The organism is Paraburkholderia sp. BCC1886 (genome assembly GCF_900996245.1).
Classification (GTDB): Bacteria; Pseudomonadota; Gammaproteobacteria; order Burkholderiales; family Burkholderiaceae; genus Paraburkholderia.
This window is the reverse complement of the sequence record NZ_CAAJGK010000107.1, coordinates 251019-270224: the sequence shown is the minus strand read 5'-3', so window position 1 is coordinate 270224 and position 19206 is coordinate 251019. Positions and strand designations below refer to the sequence as shown.

The following is a 19206-nucleotide window of genomic DNA, read 5'->3' as shown; positions in this document are numbered from 1 at the left end:
AAGCTAGACTGGAAAATGCGAGCCTTGAACACCATCACTGAAGCGGCGAACAATTTGGCGGCCATCAAGAAGACGGCCAGAAAAGTGGCCGGATACATTGCGTGTGCCGCAGCCGTCGCCGTTGTTGCGGCTTGTCACGGTCTGCCGGAAAAGACCGACGAAACGGCTACGTGGAACAACAACAAATTATATACGGAGGCGAACGACGCCTTGAGCGGCGGAGACTTCGGCAAGTGCGCGAAGTACTTCGAAATGCTTGAAGGCCGCGACCCGTTCGGCCATTTCGCCCAGCAGGCCCAGATCAACGTGGCCTACTGCAACTGGAAAGATAACGAAAACGCCGCCGCCGACCAGGCCATCGACCGCTTCATCCAGTTGCACCCGGATCACCCGGACATCTCCTACGCGTACTACCTGAAGGGCATGATCCACTTCAACGACGATCTGGGTCTGTTCGGCCGCTTCTCCGGCCAGGACATGAGCGAACGCGATCCGAAGTCGCTCCGCGAATCGTACGACGCGTTCAAAGTCGTGGTCGACAAATATCCGAACAGCAAGTATGCGCCGGACGCCGCTCAGCGCATGCGCTATATCGTGAACGCGCTGGCATCGCATGAAGTTCATGCGGCCGACTACTACTACCGCCGTGGCGCTTACGTTGCTGCCATCAACCGGGCGCAACTGGCGTTGACGGAGTACAAGAATGCTCCGGCAATCGAAGACGCACTGCACATCATGATGCTGTCGTACGAGAGACTGAACCAGCCGCAACTGGCCGACGACACCAAGCGAATTCTCGCCGGCACGTTCCCGGACAGCCCGTATATCACGGGCCATGCAAGACCCGGTACCGCGAAACAGTGGTGGCAGTTTTAAGCTGCACCTACTGCTCAAAGCAAAACGCCACGACCTTGAAAGTCGTGGCGTTTTGCTTTTAACATCGAGCGCCGCCAGCTCCGAAGGGCCGAGGCCCAAAGACCCCGATCTCCCGCGCATCAACCTCGTTCGAATAACGCGATCGACTCCACGTGCGACGTGTGCGGGAACATGTTCACCACGCCCGCTCCCACCAGCCGATACCCGGCGTCGTTCACGAGCACGCCGGCATCGCGCGCAAGCGTCGCCGGATTGCACGACACATAAACAATACGCTCCGGCAGCGAGCCCTGACCGCTCTGGGCGATTTCCGCGAGCGCTCTCGCGACCGCCAGCGCACCCTCCCGCGGCGGATCGATCAGGTATTTATCGAAGTGGCCGAGCGCGCGCATATCGTCGGCGCCGACCTCGAACAGATTGCGGCAGGCAAACGACGTATGCCCCGCCACGCCGTTCAGCCCGGCATTGGCGAGCGCACGCGATGTCAGCACCTCGCTGCCTTCGATACCCACTACTTCCCGCGCAATCCGCGCGAGCGGCAACGTGAAGTTGCCGATGCCGCAGAAAAGATCCAGCACGCGGTCGCCCGCGGCGGGCGCCAGCAGTCGCAGCGCGCGGCTCACCAGCACACGATTGATCGCGTGATTCACCTGGGTGAAATCGGTCGGCTTGAACGGCATGCGGATGCCGAACTCCGGCAACGTGTAGTCGAGCTCGCCGTCGAGCGGATAAAACGGTGCGACCGTCTCCGGACCGCCCGGCTGCAGCCACCATTGCACCTTGTGTTCGTCGGCGAAATCGCGCAGAAGCTGCTCGTCGGCGGCGCTCAGAGGATCGAGATTGCGCAGCACCAGCGCGGTGACCGACGAACCCACCGCCAGTTCGATCTGCGGCAGACGGTCATGAATGGACAGCTTGCGGATCATGAAGCGCAGCGGCATCAGCATCGCCGAAATGGCCGGCGGCAGCACCTCGCAGGTCTTCATATCCGCGATGTTGCTGCTCTTCTTCTCATGAAAGCCGATGCGCATGCCGCCTTTTTCCGGCAGATAACGCACAGCGAGACGCGCGCGATACCGGTAGCCCCACGCCGGCCCATGAATCGGCCGGAACACCGTCTCGGGCCGCAGGCGGCCCAGATGCTGCAGATTGTCTTCGAGCACGCGCTGCTTGACGGCGACCTGCGCGCGAATGTCCAGATGCTGCATCGAACAGCCGCCGCAGGTATCGAAGTAAACGCATTTGGGGGTCGTGCGAATCACGCTTTCGCGCAGCACCTGCACCACTTCGGCCTGCTCGAATTTTGCCTTGCTGCGATGCGTCGTATAACTGACGCGCTCGCCCGGCAACGCGCCTTCGACGAACACGACTTTGCCGGGCGTGCCGTCTTCGCCAGCGGTACGACCGACGCCGCGCGCTTCCATATCGAGCGAAACGATGTCGATGATCGGCTCGTCGCCGGTAATGACGCGTGCGCGCGGCGCAGGCGCTGGCTTCTGGCGCTTCGGCGAGCGGCGATGAGGGGCAGTTCGGGACACCTGCGACTTCCTGACAACTTGGGGAAAGGCGAGATTGTAGACGAAGCGCCGGCCGCCGCCTGCCGGGAGGACGGCGTGCCGCGTCTACTGCCCGAACGCGGCCAGGTATTCGGCCCATTGCGGCGCCGTTTCCTGCGCCAGCACGCTTTTCACGAGCGCGATTTCGTCCGCGTATTCTTCGGCGGAGAACGCGCCACGGATCAGCTGGAAGCGGCAATACAGCAGGTAGGTGTTGACGACGTCGGTCTCGCAGTAATTACGGATTTCCTCGATCTGACCGGCCAGGTATGCGTGCCATACCTGGCTGCCGTCCATGCCCATCTTGCCGGGAAAACCGCACATCTTCGCGAGCGCGTCGAGCGGCGCGTTGGCGCGCGGCGAGTACAGCGCGAGCACGTCCATCAGGTCGGTATGCCGCGCGTGATAGCGGCTGATGTAGTTGTTCCACTTGAACTCGCGATCGTCCTCGCCGAGATCCCAGAAACGGTACGCGGGAATGCCGTTGACCAGCGCCCGGTAGTTCAGCACCGGCAGATCGAATCCGCCGCCGTTCCACGACACGAGTTGCGGCGTGTATTTCTCGATCACGCGATAAAACGACTGCACGAGCGTGGCCTCGCCGTCTTCAAGCGTGCCGAGCGACCGCACGCGAAAGCCGTTGTTGTCGCGAAACACGCAGGAGATTGCCGCGATCCGCTGCAAGTGATGCGGCAGAAAATCGCTGCCGGTCTTTTCGCGGCGCGCGGCGAACGCGTGCTCGGCCACTTCGGCATCGGTGAGGTCGGCGGGTAAATCTTCGAGGCGGCGTATGCCGGCGACATCGGGAATGGTCTCGATGTCGAATACAAGAATCGGTGTCATCAGCTTAGAGAACGGCGTCCTTGCGCACACCGTTGGAGGCGAAGAAGCGCTTCAGTCGAACCAGCGCTTCCTGTTGGATCTGGCGCACCCGCTCGCGCGTGAGGCCCATTTCATCGGCCAGCTCTTCGAGCGTGGCCGGTTCGATATTGTTCAGTCCGAAGCGCCGCTCGATGACATGGCGGTGCTTGTCCGACAGACGCGCGAGCCACGCTCGTGTGAGCGTTTCGAGTTCGCGATGCTGCACTTCGGCATCCGGCGACTGGCTCTGATCGTCGGAGAGCAGATCGAGCAGACTGCTCGCCGGATCGAGATCGAGCGGCGCGTCGAGTGACGCGGTGTGCTCGTTCAACGCGAGGATGTCGGTGACTTCGTCGGTGGTTTTGCCGGTGAGGTAGGCAATGTCGTCGATGCTGGCGTCGCGGCGCTCGGCGGCCTCACCGGAATTCATCGAGTTTTTTTCCAGGTGGCGCTTTGCACGCAACACCTGATTGAGTTCGCGGATCACATGGACCGGCAGACGCACCGTGCGCGCCTGGTTCATGATGGCCCGCTCGATGCTCTGACGAATCCACCAGGTCGCGTAAGTCGAGAAACGGAAACCGCGCGTGGGATCGAATTTCTCGATGGCGTGCATCAGCCCGAGATTGCCTTCTTCGATCAGATCGAGCAGCGGTACGCCGCGATTCAGATAACCCTTGGCGATACTGACGACCAGTCGCAGATTGCGTTCGATCATCACCTGTCGCGCTTCGAATTCGCCGGCCTTGGCAAGGCGCGAATATTTCTGTTCTTCTTCGACCGTTAATAACGGTTTAACGCTTATGCGATTCAGATAATGCTGGATGGTGTCGGCGGTGAGTTCCGCTTGCAGCAAGGCGCGAAAATCGTCGGCGTCCGGGGCGGCTTCGCGGGCGCTGCCGCGTTCTTCCGCGCTGCCCTCGCGTTCTTCGGACTCGCGTTCTTCTGCGATTTCTTCTTCGACTTCCGAAGCGCCGCTTTCGTCCTCCGCAGCGGACTTGGCACGACTGGTCGTATCAGATTCGGCTTGCGGCGGGCGGCGCTTCGGTTTCGGCATGGTCGTATCGCTTATTGCGGCGGCAAATACTTTAGCGGGTCGACAGGTTTGCCCTGCCGGCGAACTTCGAAATGCAACATTACGCGGTCGGAATCGCTATTGCCCATCTCAGCGATCTTCTGCCCTTTGGTCACCGCATCCCCCTCTTTTACCATCAAAGAGCGGTTATGTGCATACGCGGTGAGGAAAGTTGCATCGTGCTTGATGATAATGAGATTGCCGTAACCCCGCAGCCCATTTCCCGCATAAACCACACGCCCATCGGCGGAAGCCTTGATCGGGTCGCCCGCGGCCCCGCCGATATTGATGCCCTTGTTCGTCGAATCGTTGAACGTGCCGAGCATCGGGCCGCGCACCGGCCACGCCAACGCGACATTGCCGCCCGCACTGGGGCTCGCGTCGCTACTGGGCGGCGGCGCGACCGGCGCGTTCGACGCCGTCGGACCGTAGAGCGGCGGAGTCGCGCCACCTGCCGTCGCGCCCGTCGCAGACGGTGTGCTGCCAAGCGGCGCGCTCTGCATCGGCGCACCGCTACCGATTGGCGCGGTCGACACGCCCGGCGTCAGCGCCGCCGTGTTCGCGCCCGGAGGCGCCACACGCAGCAACTGGTCGACTTCGATCTGGTTCGGGTTGGTCAGGTTGTTCCAGGCGGAAATGTCGCGGTAGTTCTGGCCGTTCTCGAGAGCGATGCGGTAGAGCGTATCGCCCGGCTTCACCCGGTAATAGCCCGGCGGCGGCGGGCCGAGCGGCACGGCCGGTTGCGCAGCCTGGGTGCCGGTCGTGCCGAGTGTGCCGCCACCCGTGCGGTCGACCACGGGCGCCGGGTCGAGCCGGGATGCACAGGCGGACATCAACAGGGACAAGGCGAGCACGCACACGCTACGCTGGGTTACGGTCATGGGGCCATTCAGGCTGGTTCTTTGCATCGCGCGCAGCATACTCATCGGTGTCAAATCACTCCGGATTTCAAGGGTACAAAGAATACGCGATCGAGTCGCGACTCGCGCCACTGCGCGGGTCCGAGACGCTCGACCAGCGTCAGCACCTGATTCTGGCCATCCTGCGAGCCCACGGGTGCGACTAGCCGGCCGCCGATCGCCAGTTGTTCAAGCAAAGCCTGCGGTACGTCGAGCCCCGCCGCGGCGATCACGATCGCATCGAACGGCGCTACCGCCGGCAAACCGAGACGCCCGTCGCCGTAATGCAAACGGATATTCGGAATGCGCAGCGGCCTCAAATTGGTTTTCGCGCGTTCGGACAACGGCTTGATGCGTTCGATCGAATACACCTCGCGCGCGACCTGGCTCAATACCGCCGCCTGGTATCCGCAACCGGTGCCGATCTCGAGCACGTTGTTCAGCACGCGGCCCGCGGCGGCGAGTTCGATCATGCGCGCGACCACCGACGGTTTGCTGATGGTCTGGTGATGCCCGATCGGCAACGCCGCATCTTCGTAAGCCTGGGCCGCGAGACCCGGGTCGACGAACATGTGGCGCGGCACCGCCGACATCGCATTCAACACGCGCTGATCGGTCACGCCGTTCGAACGCAGGCGTTCGACCATCCGTTCGCGAACCCGTTCCGATGTCAGCGCCAGGGCGCCGTTCAACGCGACGTTCGGCGAACCCGTGCGCTCGCCGGTCCGCGCGGCCATGGGTTTGGGCGGCGTGACGCCTTGAGGCCTGGCCGACGACTGAAGCGGCGCCTGAACGGAAGGCCGGGTTTGCGGCTTGACGTGCGACCTCGCCTGCTGCCCCCTCGCCTGCTGCGCTGCGGAAGCCGACGCCGAACCATGAGCTGGCGACGCTTGCGACTGCTGCGGCTTCCCCGCCCCAGCTTTAGCGCCCGCACCCGGCGCTCCCGGCTTGCCCGCCGGCGGACGCGCGTTCAGCGCCGCGCTCGCGGCCAGCGCCGCCGCGCGCACTTCGCCCGGACGTCCTTCGGGCCGGCGCGGTTCGCGCACCAGGTCCTCGAGGCCGAGCGGAAAGCGCCTGGCGCGCTCGTTCGTCATGAAATGCCGCTGCCGGCGCGGACCCATTCGCGTGCTGCGGGCAGCATCTGCGTATGGGTGAGGTCGAGTTGCAGCGGCGTGATCGACACCCGGCCGTTGGCGACCGCGTGGAAATCCGTGCCTTCGCTGGCGTCGCGCGCACTGCCCGACGGGCCGATCCAGTAGATGGGTTCGCCGCGCGGGTTAGTCTGGCGGATCACCGGCTGCGACGGATGCCGTTTGCCGAGCCGGGTAATGTGCCAGCCCTCGAGTTGTTCGTAAGGGAGATTCGGGATATTGACGTTCAGCAGCGGATGCCCAGGCAACGGCTGTTCGAGATAATGCGCGACGATTTCGGCCGCGACCCGGGCCGCGGCATCCAGGTGGACCCAGTCTTTATCGACCAGCGAAAACGCGATGGCCGGCACGCCGAACATGATGCCTTCGGTCGCGGCCGCGACCGTGCCCGAATACAGCGTGTCTTCGCCCATGTTCTGACCGTTGTTGATGCCCGACACGACCAGGTCGGGCGTATGGTCGAGCATGCCGGTCAGCGCGATGTGCACCGAGTCGGTGGGCGTGCCGTTCACGTAGTAGAAGCCATTCGCCGAACGCAGCACCGACAGCGGACGGGACAGCGTCAGGGAGTTCGACGCGCCGCTGCAATTCTGTTCGGGAGCCATCACGGTCACGTCGGCAATCGGCTTGAGCGCTTCGTAAAGCGCGGCAAGGCCGGGCGCCAGATAACCGTCGTCATTGCTGAGTAGGATTCGCATCCGGCGATTGTAACCGAGGAAAGATGGCGCGCGAACGACACACCCGACGGTGCACGACGCATGCTCGACACGCCTGCGCACAGACCGCCGTGAGCCACTGCGCACGGCTCTGTCCGCGTCCTGGAACACGCCGGATCCGCACGGCCGTGCGGATTGTTTTACACTCGGACGGCTTGCGAACCCTGATCGATATGGAGACACGATGCGTGCGATTCGCTGTAATGAATACGGGCCGCCGGAGAGCCTGATCGTCGAGGACTTACCGGATCTCGAGGCGCCGCCCGGTCACGTCGTGATCGACGTGAAAGCCGCCGCCGTCAACTTCCCCGACGTGCTGATCATCCAGAACAAATACCAGTTCAAACCGCCACTGCCCTTCACGCCCGGCGCGGAAGTGGCCGGCGTCGTGCGCGCGGTCGGCGCGGGCGTCACGCAGTTCGCGCCCGGCTCGCGCGTGGTGGCATACACCGGCTCGGGCGGCTTTGCCGAACAGGCGCTGGCACCGGCCGAGGCTTGCGTGCCGCTCGCCGATGGCATCGATTTCGATCTGGCCGCGGCGTTCACGCTCGCCTACGGGACATCGCATCACGCGGTGGTCGACCGCGGCGCGTTGCAGGCCGGCGAGACGATGCTGGTGCTCGGCGCGGCCGGCGGTGTGGGGCTGGCGGCGGTGGAAATCGGCAAGGCGCTCGGCGCACGCGTGATCGCGGCCGCGTCGAGCGACGAGAAGCTCGCCACCTGTGTGAAGCACGGCGCGGACGCGACCATCAACTACAGCACGGAAGATCTGCGTGAGCGCATCAAGGCGCTGACCGACGGCCGCGGACCGGACGTGATTTACGATCCCGTTGGCGGCGTGTATGCGGAGCCGGCGTTTCGCAGCATCGGCTGGCGTGGGCGTTATCTGGTGGTCGGGTTCGCGAACGGCGAGATTCCAAAACTGCCGCTCAATCTCACGCTGCTCAAAGGCGCGAGTCTGGTCGGGGTTTTCTGGGGAGATTTTGCAAAACGCGAGCCGCAGCACAATCAGGCCGCGTTCGAACAGATGACCGGCTGGATTGCCGCGGGCAGACTCAAACCGTATGTGTCGGCTCGCTACGCGCTCGACGACACGGGGCGCGCGTTGCGCGATATGGCGGAGCGTCGGGTGATCGGCAAGGTGGTGGTCACGCCCTAGCCGTTCGTTCGGTTATTCGCAGAAGCATTCGCACGAGCAGAACGGCGCACGGTCTTCGACCCATGCGCCGTTTTTTTCAGCCGATCAAAGCTTTTCGGTATCGCCGGTTTTCGGCTGCCACTTCATCAGGCGCCGCTCGCCGATGCCGACGATCGCATCGAGAATCAGCGCGAACGCAGTCAGCACGAGAATGCCCGCAAACACCGTGTTGATGTCGAAGGTGCCCTCGGCCTGCAGGATCAGATAGCCGACACCGCGCGCCGAACCCAGATATTCGCCCACCACCGAGCCCACGAACGCCAGACCCACCGACGTGTGCAAACTGGAAAACACCCAGCTCATCGCGCTCGGCAGATAGACGAAGCGCAGCAACTGCTTGCGATTCGCGCCGAGCATGCGCGCGTTGGCGAGCACCACGGGACTCACTTCCTTCACGCCCTGATAGACGTTGAAGAACACGATGAAAAACACCAGCGTCACGCCGAGCGCCACCTTCGACCAGATGCCCAGGCCGAACCAGACGCCGAAAATCGGCGCGAGAATCACGCGCGGCATCGAGTTGGCGGCCTTGATGTACGGATCGAACAGCGCGCTCGCGAGTGGCGACAGCGCGAGCCACAGCCCCACGCCCAATCCGAACGCGGTGCCGAGCACGAACGCGAGCACCGTCTCGACCAGCGTGATCCACAGATGCAGGTAGATTTCGCCGCCCGTGAACCATTCCCAGATGCGCTGCAAGACCTTCTGCGGCTCGCCGAAGAAGAACGCGGCCTTGTTCGGATCGTCGAAATAGAACGCCGGCAGCAGCGTCGGGCTGGTCAGCACGTACCAGAGCGCGAAGCACAGGACGAGCAGCAGCCATTGCCAGATCACCAGATTCGCCCGATTCGGGCGCAACGTCTTCCACATGACTCGATTTGCCTCAGACCTTAAACCTTCGACGATAGACGCAAATCACCGGCTCAAACCGCGGTGAGTTGCTGCTGGTAGCCCTTCAGAACTTCGTCGCGCAGCACGCTCCAGATCTGCGCGTGCAACTCCACGAAACGCGGATGCGCGCGAATCTCGGCGACATCGCGCGGACGCGGCAAGTCGATCGTGAATTCGCCGATCGGATGCGTACCCGGTCCCGCCGACAGCACGACGACGCGGTCGGACATCGAAATGGCTTCGTCGAGATCGTGCGTGATGAACAGCACCGCTTTGCGTTTGGCCGCCCACAAATCGAGCAACTCGTTTTCCATCAACTGACGCGTCTGGATATCCAGCGCGGAAAACGGCTCGTCCATCAGGATGATGTCGGGATCGAGAATCAGCGTCTGCGCCATCGCGACGCGCTTTCTCATGCCACCCGACAACTGATGCGGATACCGGTCGCCGAATCCGCCCAGACCCACGCGCTTTAACCACTCGTCGGCCTTGCTGCGCGCTTCGGCGGGCGGCACGCCGCGAAACGAAAGACCGGCCATGACGTTGTCGATGGCCGGGCGCCACGGCATCAGCGCATCGGCCTGGAACATGTAGCCCGCACGCCGGTTGATGCCGCTCAGCGGCTCGCCGAACACCGTCACCTTGCCCGACGACGGGCCCAGCAAACCCGCGCCGACGTTCAGCAAGGTCGACTTGCCGCAACCGGTCGGGCCGACCACCGAGACGAACTCGCCCGGCGCGATACGCAACGTGGTGTCTTTGACCGCCGTATAACGCTGCGCGCGGTCGTCGCGCGCAGCAAACGTGCAGGTGATGTTCTCGAGCGCCAGGGCGGCAACGGTCATCGTTCGGCTCGCTTCGGTAAATCGGTTTCTGGATAAAGTGCGGCGCGGCTTGCAGTGGCGCGGCCGGCAGCGAAGAGCCGCAGCGCTTCGCTCAGGCCTTGACGGTCGCCAGCGCTTTCTTCACGAAGTCGTTCGTCCACGTCTTCGACAGATCGATCGGTTTGCCCTGCACCGCCGGGTCGAACGCCTGCAAGGTTTTCAGCGACGTGGCGGGACCGTCGACCGGCATCAGACCGTCCGGCGACATCGCTTCTTTCACGTGTTGCCAGGCGTCCAGGTACACCGCGCGGTCGCCGAGCAGATACCCTTCCGGCACCGTGTTGATCAGTTCGCTACCGGTCGCCGTCTGCAACCACTTGAGCGCGCGCACCATCGCGTTGGTGAGCGCCTGCGTGGTGTTCGGATTCTTCGTGATGAAGCTTTGCGACGCGTACATGCAACCGGCCGGCATATCGCCGCCGAACACGCTGCGCGTATCGACCAGCGTGCGGGTGTCCGACACGATGCGGATATCGCCGGTGCGCTCGAGCTTGGTCATCACCGGGTCGAGGTTGGCAAGCGCGTCGATCTGCCCGGACTGCAGCGCGGCGATCGCGCCGGCGCCGGCGCCCACGCCGATAAACGCGACGTCTTTCGCCGTCAAACCGGCCTTTGCCAGAACGAAGCTCGCCATGATCGAGGTCGACGAACCCGGCGCGGTCACGCCGATTTTCTTGCCCTTCAAGTCGGCGATCGACTTGTAGTTCGGCATGGTTTTCTTCGACACCGCCAGCACGATTTGCGGCGCGCGACCCTGCAGCACGAATTCGCGGAACGACTGCTTCTGCGCCTGCAGCAACAGCGTGTGTTCGAAGGCACCCGAGACGACGTCCGCGCTGCCGCCGACGGCGGCCTTCAAGGCCTGCGAGCCGCCGGCGAAATCGGAGATTTCGACGTCGAGGCCTTCGTCCTTGAAGTAGTTGCGGCGCTCGGCGATGGTGAGCGGCAGGTAGTAGAACAGGTTCTTGCCGCCGACCGCGACCGAGACTTTGGTGGTTTCAGGTTTACCCTGAGCGAAGGCGAACGGCGTAGCGCCGAGCGAGGCGCCCGCGAGCGCGGCGGTACCGGCGAGGAAGGTTCTGCGTTGCATGGTCTTCAGTCTCCAAACTATTTTTTTGTCTTTGTCTGTGTTTGCCGGGCATGCCGCCAACCCGCCGGGCTCAGACTATCTGTTGCGCGCGCAAGCTTGCAATGTGGTCAGCATCATAACCTAGCGATTGCAGGACTTCATCGGTATGTTCACCCAGTTCCGGGCCGAGCCAGCGGGTCTCGCCGGGCGTGGCCGAAAGCTTCGGCGTGACCCCCGGCAGCGTGATTTCGTGACCGTCCTGCCACTTGAAGCGCTGGATCATCTGACGCGCGATGAACTGCGGATCGGCGAACATATCGGCGACGCTGAAAATGCGCCCGGCCGGCACGTCGGCCGCGTTGAGCACCGCGAGCGCTTCGTCGATGCTGCGCGTGGCGAGCCACGCCGCAATCGCGCCGTCGATCTCCTGGGTGCGCGGCACGCGGCCGTCGTTATGCGCGAGCGTGGGATCGTTGGCGAGGTCGTCGCGCTCGATGGCGATCATCAGCCGCCGGAAAATCGGATCGCTATTGCCGCCGATCACGACGCTGCCGTCACGGCACGGATAGGTATTGGACGGTACGATGCCCGGCAGCGACGCGCCGGTGCGCTCGCGCACCATCCCGTAGACGCCGTACTCCGGGACCACGCTCTCCATCATGTTGAAGACGGCCTCGTACAGCGCGACGTCGACGACCTGCCCCTTGCCGCCGTTCACCTGCTTGTGATGCAGCGCCATCAACGCGCCGATCACGCCGTGCAGCGCGGCGATCGAATCGCCGATCGAAATGCCGATGCGCGGCGGCGGCAAGTCCGGATAGCCGGTGATATGACGCAGGCCGCCCATCGATTCGGCGATCGCGCCGAAGCCCGGCCGGTCGCGATAGGGACCGGTCTGGCCGTAGCCCGAGAGTCGCACCATCACGAGCCCCGGATTTTCCGCGGACAGCACGTCGTAGCCGAGGCCGAGTTTTTCGAGCAGACCGGGCCGGAAATTTTCGACGACGATATCGGCCTCTTTTGCGAGCCGCCGCACGATCTCCTTGCCCTCTTCCGCTTTCAGATTGATGGTGATCGACTTCTTGTTGCGCGCCTGCACGGCCCACCAGAGCGACGTGCCGCCGACTTCCGGGTAGAGCTTGCGCCACTTGCGCAGCGGGTCGCCGCCTTTCGGGTCTTCGATCTTGATGACCTCGGCGCCGAACTCGCCGAGAAAGCGTGCCGCGAACGGCCCGGCGATCAGCGTGCCGAGTTCGAGTACCTTGACGCCGGCGAGCGGGCCGCTGGGAGCATTGACGTCGGGCGTGTCGGGGGTGGGGTTCGAAGCGGAGTCAGGGGTGGCGCTCATGGGTCTCCTTGAATGCTTTGCCGCGTCGATGGGACGCGGGCGGCCGGCGCTGTGTGTCAAAGCGTGCGCCGCGCTGTTTTATTAAAGCGTGCGCCGGTCGAGCATCGCGCGGGCAATCGTGCCGGCGTCGACATACTCGAGTTCGCCGCCGACCGGCACGCCGCGCGCAAGACGCGTCACCGCGAGACCGCGCGCCTTGAGCGTCTGGCCGAGGTAATGCGCGGTGGCTTCGCCTTCGTTGGTGAAATTGGTGGCGAGCACGACTTCCTTGACGATACCGTCCTCGGCGCGGCGCACCAGGCGGTCGAAATGAATTTCCTTCGGACCGATGCCGTCGAGCGGACTAAGCCGTCCCATCAGCACGAAATACAGGCCACGGTAAGTCATCGTCTGTTCGAGCATGATCTGGTCGGCGGGCGTTTCGACCACGCACAGCAACGTGGGGTCGCGCTCTTCGTCGAGACAGACTTCGCAGATCTGCGCTTCGGTGAAGGTGTTGCACTTTTCGCAATGCTGCAGGTGCTCGGTCGCGAACAGGAGCGAACGGCCGAGTTTTTCGGCGCCGTCACGGTCGTGCTGCATCAGGTGATACGCCATGCGCTGCGCGGATTTCGGCCCGACACCGGGCAGGGCGCGCAAGGCTTCGACGAGCGCCGACAAGGCGGAAGGTTGTTTCATGCGAGATCGGCGTCGAGGTGGAGAAGGCGTGACATGTGGGTTCGCAAAACGGAGGGTTCGGCACACCTGCCGGGCGCTAAGTCACGCTTCAACGCTTCAACGCTTCAATGCAATGTTCCGTCGCAACCAAGGGCAGCGACGGAACATGCTGGAGATCGAAGCGGACCGCGCCGCGGCGTCAGAACGGCAGCTTGAAACCCGGCGGCAGCGGCAGACCCGATGTCATGCCGCCCATCTTCTCCTGGGCGGTGGCTTCGGCTTTGCGCACGGCGTCGTTGAACGCGGCGGCGACCAGGTCTTCCAGCATGTCCTTGTCGTCGGCCAGCAGGCTCGGGTCGATCGAAACGCGGCGCACGTCGTTCTTGCAGGTCATCGTCACCTTCACGAGACCGGCGCCCGACTGCCCCTCGACTTCGATCAGCGCGAGTTGCTCCTGCATCTTCTTCATGTTTTCCTGCATCTGCTGGGCTTGCTTCATCAACCCGGCGAGTTGGCCTTTCATCATGGACATGCTCCTTCTTGATAGCGTGAATCTGGATTCGGGTGCGCGAAAGCGCGGGAAATCAGTGGGCCGGCGACGCGCCGTTCGCGGCATCCGGTGTCAACGGTCGGACCGAGCCGGGCACGATGCGCGCGCCGAATTCGCGGATCAGCGATTGGACGAACGGATCGGCGCCGATTTCGCGTTCCGCTTCCTGCTGACGCTGGGCGCGCAGCGCGGTATCGCGCGCGGCGGCAGTCCGACGGGCCGGGCCGACTTCGACCAGCAGATCGACGTTCCGGCCGAGCCGTTCGACGAGTGCGATTTTAAGCTTGGCGACCTGTGAGGCTTCGGCATATTGCGGGACCGGCACGTTCAGCTTGAGCGTGCTGCCCTCGAGCGCCATCAGTTCGCTGTTGAACGCGAGTTGATACGAGATGCCCTTGAGCGGCAGATCGACGGCGAGCGCGGGCCAGTCGCCGGTGAAGCCCAGCGGATCGAGCGGGACGGCCGGCGGCAGCGGACGCTGATCGACCACGGGCGGCGGCGCGGATGGTGCGGCGGACTGCATGCGCACGTCGTCGGGACCGCTGTCGAAGACCGGCATGTCGCTGTCGTCGGGCAGGCCGTAGTAGCCCTCGTCGGCGGCGGTCAACGGCATGTATTCGTCGAGCGGCATGTCGTCCCAGGGCGGGACCGACGAGTCGTTCGGGGATGCGTGGTTGTGGCTCGGGGCATTGTGTGACGAGCCGTTGGATGCCGAGCCGTTTTGCGTGACGGGCGGTGCCGGATGCGCTGCTGCGCGTGTGGCGGCAGCGGGCGCGGAGTTCGGTTCAGCGGCGCGGCGCGGTGCGCCCGGCGTCGGCACGTTGACGACCACGCGGGGCGCGACGGGCTTAGGCGTGACTGGCGGCACAGACGCACCTGCGGTAGCGCGACCCCGCTCGGGCGACACTTTCAGACCGGCACTTCGTAGTACGTTTAGCGCTTCGCTCGCGCCGCCTGCGCGGCGCGGCGCGGGTGCCGCAGCGGGTGTGGCGGCGGAAGCTGCGGCAGCCTCGACTGCGACTGCAACAGGTGTGGCAACCTGCGGCACCGTGGCTTGCACCGCTTGCGCTGCGGCAGCCATGACGGGCTCAGCAGACGGTGCATCGGCAGAAGCCGTTGCGCGGATAGCTCCGGTGGATTCGGACGCGTTGCTCGCACGTTCCGACGATGCAGCCGCTGTGTCGGCGTCTTCCCAAGGTGCCAACTTGCGGGCCGGAGCCATCTGCTCAACTGCCTGCGCGGGTTCCGGGGACCCGGACGATGCCTCGTTGGTCGCGGATCCGCTCGCCGCAGGCGTGTCGACCAGCGCTGCCGCATTGTCGTCGACGACCGGCGTTGCAGCACCTGGAGCGGGAACCGCTGCAGGCTGCGGATCCTGCAATGCTACCGGTGCATCCGCAACCGGCTTCGCGGAAGCCGCGCTGGAAGTTGCAGGCTGCGGATCTTGCGTTGACGCTGGAGCGTCCGCGGCCGGCTTCGAGAAAGTTGCGCTGGAAGTCTCGGGCGATGCATCCACGCGCCTGGCATTGACCGCTGGAACGTCGGCGACTGGACTCGCGGCGATGGGTGTCGCTTGCGCAGCCGACGCGCGCTGCGGCGCGGCGAGCGCCGCCGAAGCCGCGGCGCGTTTGCCGGCGCCCGCACCTGCGGCACCCGCGGCACGTCCGCCGCCGGCCACACCACCACCGCCGCCCGTCGGCGCCGGCTCGAACGCGAGCATGCGCAACAAGGTCATCGTGAAACCCGCGTACTCGTCGGGCGCGAGGCCCAACTCGCTGCGGCCGATCGTGGCGATCTGATAGAACAGTTGCACCTGCTCCGCGCTCAGCGTGTCGGCGAAGCGACGCAGATCGGCCGCTTCCGGCCATTCGTCCAGCACCGACGACGGCGCGAACTGCGCCCAGGCGACCCGATGCAGCAAACTCGCCAGATCCTGCAACGCGGTCGAGAACGACAGGCTGCGCAGCGCCATTTCATCGGCCACCGACAACACGGCCGCACCGTCGCCGTCGGCCAGCGCGTCGAGCAAACGGATCAGGTAGCTTTGGTCCAGCGCGCCGAGCATGCCGCGTACCGCTTCCTCGTTCACCTGATTGGCCGAATAGGCGATGGCCTGGTCGGTCAGCGAAAGCGCGTCGCGCATCGACCCGTCGGCGGCGCGCGCGAGCAGACGCAACGCCTGCGCGTCGTAGGGAACCTGTTCTTCGCCGAGGATATGCTCGAGATGCGACACGATGTGCCCGGCCGGCATCTGCTTCAGATTGAACTGCAAACAGCGCGACAGGACCGTGACCGGAATTTTCTGCGGGTCGGTCGTGGCGAGAATGAATTTGACGTGAGCGGGGGGTTCTTCGAGCGTCTTCAACATGGCGTTGAACGCGTGGTTGGTGAGCATGTGCACTTCGTCGATCATGTAGACCTTGAAGCGCGCGTCGACCGGCGCATAAACCGCGCGTTCGAGTAGCGCCGCCATCTCGTCGACACCGCGGTTGCTCGCGGCGTCCATTTCGACGTAATCGACGAAACGGCCTTCGTCGATTTCACGGCATGCACGACACACGCCACATGGCGTGGAGGTCACGCCGGTCTCGCAATTCAGCGCCTTGGCAAAGATGCGCGATAACGTGGTTTTGCCGACCCCGCGCGTGCCGGTAAACAGATAGGCGTGATGCAGACGGCCACCGTCGAGCGCGTGCGTGAGCGCGCGCACCACGTGCTCCTGTCCGACGAGCGAAGCGAAATCCTTCGGCCGCCATTTGCGTGCGAGAACTTGATAGGTCATCCGGAAATTGTATCAGTAACGATGGCGTGCAAAACCGAATCGAAACGGCACGCGAACGCACGCTGTCATTGCGTTTGATCTGGCTGACGACCGGGAGAAGACCTGGAGAGACTTGCGGGAAAAGCAGAGGACGAGCGAACTGACCAACGAACCAACGGACGGACCAACAAGAAGAAGATAGTGATATGCGGAAACACACTGCAGGAAAAAGGAAGGTGACGAGCCTAACCCTCGGCACTGGTGGAAAACGGCTGTGGCTGCTTCGTTCCCGACCTGACCAGATTGACCATCCCTCCATGCGAGGAGGCCCGTCACGAAAGATTCTATCATCGCTTGCACCAACATGCGACTGTTAATACGAACAAAGCAGCGAATCGGGCGTCTTCGGCGCGCGTGCCGCCGTCCCCCTCTACGTAACTGCATGTCGAAAAGCGAAGCCACTTGTGTTTGCCCGACCGGCCACCACATAAGCTCCGTCGTGACGAATCGTAGCCGTGAACACCTTGGGCGACACATCGTCGGCAGCCATTGGCCCCCTGCCCCTGATGGGTACTATCGCCCACCGGCAGCACATAGCGAATTAAGCTAAACTGCCGTACCGATGACCCGCCACGGCGAGCCTTCTGCCCTTCCCAATCGGGTTTTCACTGATTGGGTATCGAGTCCGGAGGCTTGGGTGGCGGTAAAGCGAACGAAGTGCGAACGGAAGTTTCCCCTAGATTTTGACGTATCGTGGCGAGCAATTCAGGCGGGCCTCGAACCGATAGAGGTATTCATACAATGAGCGAATCAATCAAGCATATCAGCGACGCATCGTTCGAACAGGACGTCGTGAAATCCGATAAACCCGTGCTGCTCGACTTCTGGGCTGAATGGTGCGGTCCGTGCAAGATGATCGCGCCGATCCTCGACGAAGTCGCAAAGGATTACGCCGATCGCCTGCAAATCGCCAAGATCAATGTCGACGAACATCAATCGACGCCGGTCAAGTTCGGCGTGCGCGGTATCCCCACGCTGATCCTGTTCAAGAACGGTGCGGTCGCCGCTCAAAAAGTCGGCGCGTTGTCGAAGTCGCAACTCACGGCATTCCTCGACGGAAATCTGTAATCGCCGCTGTAACACCCGTCGTATAGCCTGCTGCAAGTACTCATAGCAACGCCTCCACTTTCAGTTCGAGGCGTCCGGCTTGCAGAATGAGCGTGTTGTCGTGCGACAACACGCTCATTAACAAACATGCCACACCGTCGCACTGGCGGAAATTGGCGTGTGCTATGCTAGAATCCACAAAACGTCGATAAGACGTCCAAGTCCTTTGATGAGCGGTTCCGCTCATTCTTCTCCCAGATTTCATTTCGTCGCACCTTCTCCCGCGGGTTCTCCGTATGCATTTATCCGAGCTTAAGACTCTGCACGTGTCCGAATTGATCGAGATGGCCAACGGCCTCGAGATCGAAAGTGCGAACCGCCTGCGCAAGCAGGAATTGATGTTCGCCATTCTAAAAAAACGAGCCAAAACGGGCGACACGATCTTCGGCGACGGCACGCTCGAAGTGCTGCCGGACGGTTTCGGTTTCCTGCGTTCCCCGGAAACTTCGTACCTCGCCAGCACGGACGATATCTATATCAGCCCGTCGCAAATCCGCCGCTTCAACCTGCATACGGGCGATACGATCGAAGGTGAAGTGCGTACGCCGAAAGACGGCGAACGTTATTTCGCGCTGGTGAAGGTGGACAAGGTCAACGGCCAGCCGCCGGAAGCCTCGAAGCACAAGATCATGTTCGAAAATCTGACGCCGCTGCACCCGAACAAGGTGCTGCTGCTCGAACGTGAAATGCGTGGCGAAGAAAACGTCACGGGCCGCATCATCGACATGATCGCGCCGATCGGCAAAGGCCAACGCGGTCTGCTGGTCGCCTCGCCGAAGTCCGGCAAGACCGTGATGCTGCAACACATCGCGCATGCCATCAAACAGAATCATCCGGATGTCGTGCTGTTCGTGCTGCTGATCGACGAACGTCCTGAAGAAGTGACCGAAATGCAGCGTTCGGTGGCCGGCGAAGTGATCGCCTCCACGTTCGACGAACCCGCCGCGCGTCACGTGCAGGTCGCCGAAATGGTGATCGAGAAAGCCAAGCGCCTCGTCGAAATGAAGAACGACGTGGTCATTCTGCTCGACTCGATCACGCGTCTCGCGCGCGCTTACAACACGGTCGTGCCGGCCTCGGGCAAGGTGCTCACCGGCGGCGTCGACGCCAACGCGCTGCAACGTCCGAAGCGCTTCTTCGGCGCGGCACGCAATATCGAAGAAGGCGGCTCGCTTACAATCATCGGCACTGCGCTGATCGAAACCGGCAGCCGCATGGACGACGTGATCTACGAAGAGTTCAAGGGCACCGGCAATATGGAAGTGCATCTGGAACGTCGTCTCGCTGAAAAACGCGTCTATCCGTCGATCAACCTGAACAAGTCCGGCACGCGCCGCGAAGAACTGCTGATCAAGCCCGAAGTGCTGCAAAAAATCTGGGTCTTGCGCAAGTTCATTCACGATATGGATGAAGTCGAATCGATGGAATTCCTGCTCGACAAGATTCGCCAGACGAAGAGCAATTCCGAGTTCTTCGACATGATGCGCCGGGGCGGCAACAGCTAAAGCTGTGCGCTTCAGCAACAGTGACAAACGACGCCTGAAGGC

17 protein-coding genes and 1 other RNA gene are annotated in these 19206 nt (G+C 63.2%); 4 read left to right on the top strand and 14 right to left on the bottom strand.

From position 1 onward, the window contains the following. The first annotated feature begins 15 nt into the window (after nucleotides 1-15). Nucleotides 16-876: an outer membrane protein assembly factor BamD gene (locus tag FQ746_RS31670; protein ID WP_144113751.1), complete on the top strand. Its 861-nt coding sequence runs from the start codon at nucleotides 16-18 to the stop codon at nucleotides 874-876. A gap of 119 nt (nucleotides 877-995) precedes the next feature. Here the strand turns inward: FQ746_RS31670 and rlmD are convergent, their stop codons facing one another. The 6 genes from rlmD to surE all read right to left on the bottom strand — a co-directional run bounded on the left by rlmD (nucleotide 996) and on the right by surE (nucleotide 7116). Continuing rightward, entirely contained in the window at nucleotides 996-2414 is a 1419-nt protein-coding gene (gene rlmD / locus FQ746_RS31665) for a 23S rRNA (uracil(1939)-C(5))-methyltransferase RlmD (protein WP_144113750.1), read from the bottom strand. Nucleotides 2415-2498: 84 nt separating this feature from the next. Further along, nucleotides 2499-3275, bottom strand: coding sequence for a 3'-5' exonuclease (locus tag FQ746_RS31660; protein WP_144113749.1), 777 nt, complete (start codon nucleotides 3273-3275; stop codon nucleotides 2499-2501). A 4-nt stretch (nucleotides 3276-3279) separates the two neighbouring features. Next, nucleotides 3280-4350, bottom strand: coding sequence for an RNA polymerase sigma factor RpoS (rpoS, locus tag FQ746_RS31655; protein WP_144113748.1), 1071 nt, complete (start codon nucleotides 4348-4350; stop codon nucleotides 3280-3282). 11 nt (nucleotides 4351-4361) lie between these two features. Next, nucleotides 4362-5294: a peptidoglycan DD-metalloendopeptidase family protein gene (locus FQ746_RS31650; protein WP_144113747.1), complete on the bottom strand. Its 933-nt coding sequence runs from the start codon at nucleotides 5292-5294 to the stop codon at nucleotides 4362-4364. Between the two features lie 5 nt (nucleotides 5295-5299). Continuing rightward, the gene (locus FQ746_RS31645; protein ID WP_144113746.1) at nucleotides 5300-6361 is read right to left on the bottom strand and encodes a protein-L-isoaspartate(D-aspartate) O-methyltransferase; all 1062 of its coding nucleotides are present in this window, start codon (nucleotides 6359-6361) and stop codon (nucleotides 5300-5302) included. Continuing rightward, a complete protein-coding gene (gene surE, locus FQ746_RS31640) occupies nucleotides 6358-7116 on the bottom strand; it encodes a 5'/3'-nucleotidase SurE (RefSeq protein ID WP_144113745.1) in 759 nt (252 codons plus the stop codon). Before surE ends, FQ746_RS31645 begins: the two co-directional genes overlap by 4 nt. Before the next feature lie 202 nt (nucleotides 7117-7318). Between surE and FQ746_RS31635 the strand changes: the two genes are divergently transcribed. Further along, complete coding sequence (locus tag FQ746_RS31635) at nucleotides 7319-8293, top strand: NADPH:quinone oxidoreductase family protein (protein WP_144113744.1); 975 nt, start codon at nucleotides 7319-7321, stop codon at nucleotides 8291-8293. Nucleotides 8294-8377: 84 nt separating this feature from the next. On the opposite strand, the gene FQ746_RS31630 is transcribed toward FQ746_RS31635, so the two are convergent. From FQ746_RS31630 to ffs, 8 genes are all read right to left on the bottom strand, one after another. Beyond that, nucleotides 8378-9202 (bottom strand): ABC transporter permease, encoded by an 825-nt coding sequence (locus FQ746_RS31630; RefSeq protein ID WP_144113743.1) that lies wholly within the window; start codon nucleotides 9200-9202, stop codon nucleotides 8378-8380. Between the two features lie 53 nt (nucleotides 9203-9255). Then, entirely contained in the window at nucleotides 9256-10068 is an 813-nt protein-coding gene (locus FQ746_RS31625; RefSeq protein WP_144113742.1) for an ABC transporter ATP-binding protein, read from the bottom strand. Between the two features lie 91 nt (nucleotides 10069-10159). Beyond that, complete coding sequence (locus FQ746_RS31620; protein WP_144113741.1) at nucleotides 10160-11197, bottom strand: ABC transporter substrate-binding protein; 1038 nt, start codon at nucleotides 11195-11197, stop codon at nucleotides 10160-10162. Nucleotides 11198-11267: 70 nt separating this feature from the next. After that, on the bottom strand, nucleotides 11268-12524 hold the full coding sequence (locus FQ746_RS31615; protein WP_144113740.1) for a CaiB/BaiF CoA transferase family protein: 1257 nt from the start codon (nucleotides 12522-12524) through the stop codon (nucleotides 11268-11270). Nucleotides 12525-12605: 81 nt separating this feature from the next. Further along, nucleotides 12606-13202 carry a recombination mediator RecR gene (gene recR / locus FQ746_RS31610; protein WP_144113739.1) on the bottom strand — a complete coding sequence of 199 codons (597 nt, stop codon included), beginning with the start codon at nucleotides 13200-13202 and terminating at the stop codon, nucleotides 12606-12608. A 178-nt stretch (nucleotides 13203-13380) separates the two neighbouring features. Beyond that, a complete protein-coding gene (locus tag FQ746_RS31605) occupies nucleotides 13381-13707 on the bottom strand; it encodes a YbaB/EbfC family nucleoid-associated protein (protein WP_007182071.1) in 327 nt (108 codons plus the stop codon). Nucleotides 13708-13765: 58 nt separating this feature from the next. Then, on the bottom strand, nucleotides 13766-16513 hold the full coding sequence (locus tag FQ746_RS31600; RefSeq protein WP_144113738.1) for a DNA polymerase III subunit gamma/tau: 2748 nt from the start codon (nucleotides 16511-16513) through the stop codon (nucleotides 13766-13768). A gap of 214 nt (nucleotides 16514-16727) precedes the next feature. Then, nucleotides 16728-16826, bottom strand: an RNA gene (gene ffs, locus FQ746_RS31595) — signal recognition particle sRNA small type. Nucleotides 16827-17293: 467 nt separating this feature from the next. Here ffs and trxA point away from each other — a divergent pair. Both trxA and rho read left to right on the top strand, forming a co-directional pair. Continuing rightward, a complete protein-coding gene (gene trxA, locus FQ746_RS31590) occupies nucleotides 17294-17620 on the top strand; it encodes a thioredoxin TrxA (RefSeq protein ID WP_054039468.1) in 327 nt (108 codons plus the stop codon). Nucleotides 17621-17895: 275 nt separating this feature from the next. Further along, nucleotides 17896-19164: a transcription termination factor Rho gene (gene rho, locus FQ746_RS31585; RefSeq protein ID WP_144113737.1), complete on the top strand. Its 1269-nt coding sequence runs from the start codon at nucleotides 17896-17898 to the stop codon at nucleotides 19162-19164. The last annotated feature ends 42 nt before the right edge of the window (nucleotides 19165-19206 follow it).